Origin of the sequence: Mesorhizobium sp. M5C.F.Ca.IN.020.32.2.1, from assembly GCF_004023105.1 — a bacterium.
Classification (GTDB): domain Bacteria; phylum Pseudomonadota; class Alphaproteobacteria; order Rhizobiales; family Rhizobiaceae; genus Mesorhizobium; species Mesorhizobium wenxiniae.
Window position 1 is genome coordinate 1 of sequence record NZ_RZSX01000481.1, and the last position, 4,922, is coordinate 4,922.

General features: G+C 67.8%; 5 protein-coding genes and 1 pseudogene. All 6 read right to left on the reverse strand.

The window, feature by feature from the left end; all coding sequences use genetic code 11:
• Window positions 1-238 (reverse strand): annotated as a pseudogene (locus tag EOA86_RS22225) (hypothetical protein); the annotation flags it as partial.
• Window positions 239-339: 101 nt separating this feature from the next.
• Complete coding sequence (locus tag EOA86_RS22230; protein WP_128343588.1) at window positions 340-816, reverse strand: hypothetical protein; 477 nt, start codon at window positions 814-816, stop codon at window positions 340-342.
• 97 nt (window positions 817-913) lie between these two features.
• A complete protein-coding gene (locus EOA86_RS22235; RefSeq protein ID WP_128343589.1) occupies window positions 914-3,073 on the reverse strand; it encodes a ParB/Srx family N-terminal domain-containing protein in 2,160 nt (719 codons plus the stop codon).
• A 165-nt stretch (window positions 3,074-3,238) separates the two neighbouring features.
• Window positions 3,239-3,436: a hypothetical protein gene (locus EOA86_RS22240; RefSeq protein ID WP_128343590.1), complete on the reverse strand. Its 198-nt coding sequence runs from the start codon at window positions 3,434-3,436 to the stop codon at window positions 3,239-3,241.
• Window positions 3,433-3,810, reverse strand: a complete 378-nt coding sequence (locus EOA86_RS22245) for a DUF2958 domain-containing protein (RefSeq protein ID WP_128343591.1) — start codon at window positions 3,808-3,810, stop codon at window positions 3,433-3,435. Before EOA86_RS22245 ends, EOA86_RS22240 begins: the two co-directional genes overlap by 4 nt.
• Window positions 3,807-4,784 carry a zincin-like metallopeptidase domain-containing protein gene (locus tag EOA86_RS22250; protein ID WP_128343592.1) on the reverse strand — a complete coding sequence of 326 codons (978 nt, stop codon included), beginning with the start codon at window positions 4,782-4,784 and terminating at the stop codon, window positions 3,807-3,809. Before EOA86_RS22250 ends, EOA86_RS22245 begins: the two co-directional genes overlap by 4 nt.
• Between the last annotated feature and the right edge of the window lie 138 nt (window positions 4,785-4,922).

A 4,922-nucleotide genomic window follows, 5' to 3' on the forward strand; every position in this document is an offset into this window, starting at 1 on the left:
GTACCGCCTCCCCGAAATGACGAGGGACCCCGATAGCTTGTCCGCGATAGGCGGCATCGGCGCCTTCCCAGATGCCGGTCACGTAGGTTTCGCCGGAGGACTCGTAGTCCTCCCTTTGACCGGACCAGTCCTTGTCCTCAACGGCCAGCCGGCAGGCGGCTTCGGGCGTGTCGGCCGAATAGGTTGCGTGCCGGAACACCGGTAGGCGGTAGGTGGTTTCGATGGTGAATTCGGGCATCGTGCTGCTCCTGAAAAGCAAACGGCCCGCGCTCGTCTCCGAGCCCGGGCCATGATGTTGGAGGGGTTGATGATCTCAGCGCGCAGGCATGCCAACGTGGCTCACGCCGCCGCCCGGCCTTCGACGAAATCCGCGCCGACCTCGTCGGCGGTGACGTCTTCAAGACGCGCATTGCGGCAACCGGTCTTGGCCAGCCAGAGTTCGGCCGCCTCGCGGCTTTCGGCGAGGTGCAGCAACTCCTCATTCTCGCCGACCTGTTGCAGGACCCGGACCATGCCGATGCCGGGCCGTTCGACGATCTCGAAGCTGAGATCGCTGTCCACCGAATGGGTGCGCATGACGGTCACGAGGATGACGCCGGCGGAGGAGAAGTTACCCTCGTTGAGCGTGATCGAGGCCGGCGCGCTGTAGGTCCGACGGTCGCGCGGCGGTGCCTTGCGAACCAGGCGACCGAGACCATTGTGACGCTCCCAGTCCGCGAGCTTCCGGGTGAAGCGCGCGGGCGGTTTTGGCGTGCCGTCGGAATAGCGGATCAGCGAACCGAGCGGGGCGTTGTCAAAGACGATGTGGGCGGACATGAAACTTGTCTCCTGAAGCGAAAATGGCCCGGCCGGGCGCCGGGCCGTGAGGTAAAAAAGAATGGGCGGGCGACCGGAGCCACCCCGCCCACAGGTGCTATTCGGCTGCGACCGCGTGAGCGGTGGCCTCAACGTCGACCGAGCCGTCCTCGTCGTCCCCGGCGAGAAATTCGGGCAGGTCTGCTTCCTGGCGCTCATCCGGTTGCGTGGCCGTCGCTTCCGGCTCGATCAGCCGCAGCGGCTCGGGCAGCCAGCCGGTGTCGGCCAGCAGGCGCTCGGCCTCCTTGGCCATTTCGGGCTTCTTGAGATGGTCGATGAGTTGCGCCGCCTGTTCGCCAGCGCCTTCACGGACCGCCTCGAGGATGCGCGCCTTGGTCACGCGCCCCAGATAGTTTGCGACGGTCGGGCGCCAGCCGACGTCCACCATGTCGAGCCCGGTGGCGCGGGCCAGCCGGTCGGCCTCGGAGACGCGCTGATCGAGCCCGCGCTGGCTGACGCCATTGCCGCCATAGGGATTGGGCCGCTCGAAGAGGGCGTTGATCCCGTAGCTGACGCAATGGGCGAGCAGCGCCAGGCGGCTTGCGTCATCGAGCGTGTCGAGCCAGGACCACAGTACCTCGTCGTCGCCGAACGGGATGTCGGCCTTCCAGGCCTGTTCGCGTTCGGAGACGCCCTTGGCCGAGAGGCTGTCCTTGAGGTCGGCTTCCTGGGCTGGCAGATAGACCTGCCGGACCGAGGCCTCGACGCAGCCGCCGAAGGAACGCTCGCGGAAGGCGTCGAGCACCAGGCGGTGCAGCAGCGCTGTCATCGCCACATGCGGGTTCCCGGCAACGGCATTGCGGAGCGCGAGCGTGCGGTGCGCGGTCAGCTCGATGACCAGGCGTTCGGGCAAAGGCTTGATGGCGTCGCCTTCATCCTCCTCCGGCTCGGCCGGCTCGCCACCGATGGTGATGGTGGTGCGGCGAACCGCGGGATTGCCATCGGCATCGTCACCGCCCGTCTCGCCCTCGGCTTCGACGCCGTCGCCTTCGACCGGCTCGGGCGCCTCGTCCTCGGGACGGACATAGCCGCGATCGACGACGAGATCGCCACCGCGGTCGATGCTGATGAAGACGCCGGCGCGGGCGATCTCCGCCGGATCGTAGATCGCCGACCGGTTCTCGAGCTCCTCGAGTGCGGTCTCGATCTCGCCGAGGCGCTGATCGATCTCGTCGGGCAAGTCGCCGTCGACCTCGCCATACTCGGCCTCGATCCGCTCGTACTCGTCGCGCAGGGCCTCGCGCGCGGCTCGTTCCCCGTCGGTCAGCTCGGCGCCTGTGCCGATGAGCGGGCGCAGGCCATGGTCGTGGCCGTAGGGCAGGTTGATGTCGACGCTGATCCACTTCCAGCCCTCGGCAGCGACCGCGTCGGCCGTCGCCTTCAGCTTGTCGGACACCAGCCGGTCGAGCAGCGGCACGTCCTCGAGCCAGCCGCCATTGTCGGTCTCGAACAGATCGCGCAGCACGTGTCCGCCGGCCGCCACATAGGCGTCGATGCCGACGAAGCGCGCGCGCTTGTCGGAAGCGGGTACCGTGGTCTGGGTCAGCATCTGGCGGATGTGCCAGGGCTGGCGGTTGTACGACTGCTGGGTCGCCTCCCAGACCTGTTCCTGGCGGGCATGGCCGGGGTTGACCGTGAATGCCTCGAGCATGGCCAGCGTCATGCCCTCCCCGGCATAGATCTCGAGCAGCTTGGGCGAGACAGCGGAGAGGCGCAGGCGCTGCTCGACATAACGCGGCGTCGTGAAGTAGGCGGCGGCGACCTCTTCGGCGGACATGCCGCTATCGACCATGCGCTTGAAGGCCCGGAACTGGTCTAGCGGATGCAGCGCCAGGCGATGGACGTTCTCGGCCAGTGAGTCGTCGACGGCCGAGGTCTTGGCGTCGGCCTTCTTGACGATGCAGGGGACGAGACCGTCCGCGGGGAAGCGGCCCGCCGTGACGAGCCGGGCGATCGAACGATAGCGGCGGCCGCCGGCCGGGGTCTCGAAGTCCCCGGTCTCGTTGCCGTCGGCATCGAGGATGGCGCGGACGTTGAGGCCTTGAATGAGGTCTTCGCGGCGTTCGATGTCCTGGGTGAGTTCGTCGAGGCCGGCTTCGACGCCGGTCTCGCGGACATTGCTGTCCGACAGCCGAATGCGGTTGAAGGGAATATCGCGCGCCCGCGAGAAGACGATCATCGGGACGGAACGCTTCTTGCTCTTGGCAGCCTTGGCCATGGTGATGACTCCGCGACGGGCGGCCGAGACTCTCTCGACCTCCAAACCCGTCACGAAGGGCGGCGCCGCCCTCTCACTCTGAGGACGGCGCCGCGCGCGGAAGACCCGGAAAGGCACGGAGCCACCGACACGACATTGCGCTTCGGCGGGTTTACGGAATTCAGGTCAGTCGCCGTCCCGGATCTGGACCTGCCCGGCCTGGCGCAACGCCTCGACCAAGCGGCAATGGTCCATGAGCAGGTGGATCAACGCCTCGCGGTCGACCGTGACCGTCCTGCTGGTGCTGCGGGTCCTATCGTGACGCTCATGCAGCCCTTCGAACTCCCGCATGGTCGTGTAGAGCGAAAGCAAGGGCCGGCTCATGATGCCGATCCCTCAGGCCGGGAACGGGCAACTAACGTGACGATGCGCTCCGCCGCGCGGATGCTACCGGCCTGATGGGCGGCCTCGGCCCAGACCGAGAGCGGCAGGTCGGTGGCGAACAGGATGTCGCGCTCGATCCCCATGCCGAAGGGCAGCCGCACCGAGACCAGCTCCTCGAGCGAGAAGCTGCCGATCTCGGGAAAACCCAGATCGGCGAGGCCGTGGAGGATGTCGCCATCGGGATCCAGTGCGGTGGCAAGCCACACGCCTTCGCCGAGCGGGTTGAAGAACTTCACCACCGGCACATGGTCGGCGCCGGGATCGCGGCCGTTGGCGAGCAGGCGCTCGCGCAAGTCGTCGGTGAGGAGGATCATGCCGCCCTCCTGTCGATCTGGGCCGCATCGGACTCGTCCGGGTCGGCCGCGGCGACGCCGCCGGCTTCCGGCAGGAAAGCGAGCAGCCAGTCGGCGGCCTTGCTGGCCTGGCTCGCAGCCCGGACGATGGCGCGATTGTCCTCGCGCAGCACCTCGAGCCAGGAGGCGAGATAGTCGGCGTGGCGCACGGTCGGCACGATGCCTAGCGCGGCGCAGCAGAAGGCCGCGCTCATCTCGGCGACCAGCTCCTCGAAGGCATATTTCCTGGTGCCGAAAGAGCCGCTCAGATCACGACTGAGCCGCGAGGCGTGGCCGGTGGCGTGACCGAGTTCGTGCAGGGCGGTGCGATGCCAGTTGATCGGCTCGAAATAGGCAGCGGGCGGCGGGACCTGCACATAGTCGCGCGCCGGCACGTAGAAGGCGCTGTCGCCGCCAATGCGGAAGTCGATGCCGGTCGCCTCGATCAGCGCCGCGACGGCGGGTTCGATCATGCCGGGTGGAGGCGGCGGCACCTCGGTCGCGATGCCCTCAGGCAGGCCGTCGCATTGCGCCAGATTGAACACGGTGAAGCGCTTCAGGAAGGGGATTGCCTGCGCGTCCTCCCCGGCCTCGCGGGCACGCTGTTTCTCCTCCTCGGGCACGAAGCGGTCGGCATAGACGACGGTGGTGCCGGACTCGCCCTTGCGGACATGGCCGCCGAGCGACAGCGCCTGACGGAAGGTGAGCCAGCCCTGGCCGGGAAAGCCGCGCTGAACAACGGCGCCCCACAGGATCAGGATGTTGATGCCGCTGTAGGCGCGGCCGGTGCTGGCATTCTTCGGCAGGCCGAGCGGCGCCTTCGCCACCGCCGTGCCCCAGGGCTGCACCCATGGGAAGCGGCCGGCTTCGAGCTCGGCGATGATCTTGCCGGTGATCTCGTCGTAAAGGTTCGTCCGGTCAGAGCCGGCACGCTTCGAGCGATCATGTCTGGACATCGCGGTTCTCCGCGACGGGCGCCGGAGGTCTCTCCTCCAGCTCTCAACCCGTCACGACAAACCCGGTCCGCACTCTCACTCTCAAGGGGGCGTCGCGGGGTCTCCCCGCGGAAGGGGGTGTGCCGGCAACGAGAGTGC

Coding starts and splice junctions, on each gene's coding strand:
- EOA86_RS22230 (WP_128343588.1), bottom strand. CDS start 816: ATGTCCGCCCACATCGTCTTTGACAACGCCCCGCTCGGTTCGCTGATC.
- EOA86_RS22235 (WP_128343589.1), bottom strand. CDS start 3,073: ATGGCCAAGGCTGCCAAGAGCAAGAAGCGTTCCGTCCCGATGATCGTC.
- EOA86_RS22240 (WP_128343590.1), bottom strand. CDS start 3,436: ATGAGCCGGCCCTTGCTTTCGCTCTACACGACCATGCGGGAGTTCGAA.
- EOA86_RS22245 (WP_128343591.1), bottom strand. CDS start 3,810: ATGATCCTCCTCACCGACGACTTGCGCGAGCGCCTGCTCGCCAACGGC.
- EOA86_RS22250 (WP_128343592.1), bottom strand. CDS start 4,784: ATGTCCAGACATGATCGCTCGAAGCGTGCCGGCTCTGACCGGACGAAC.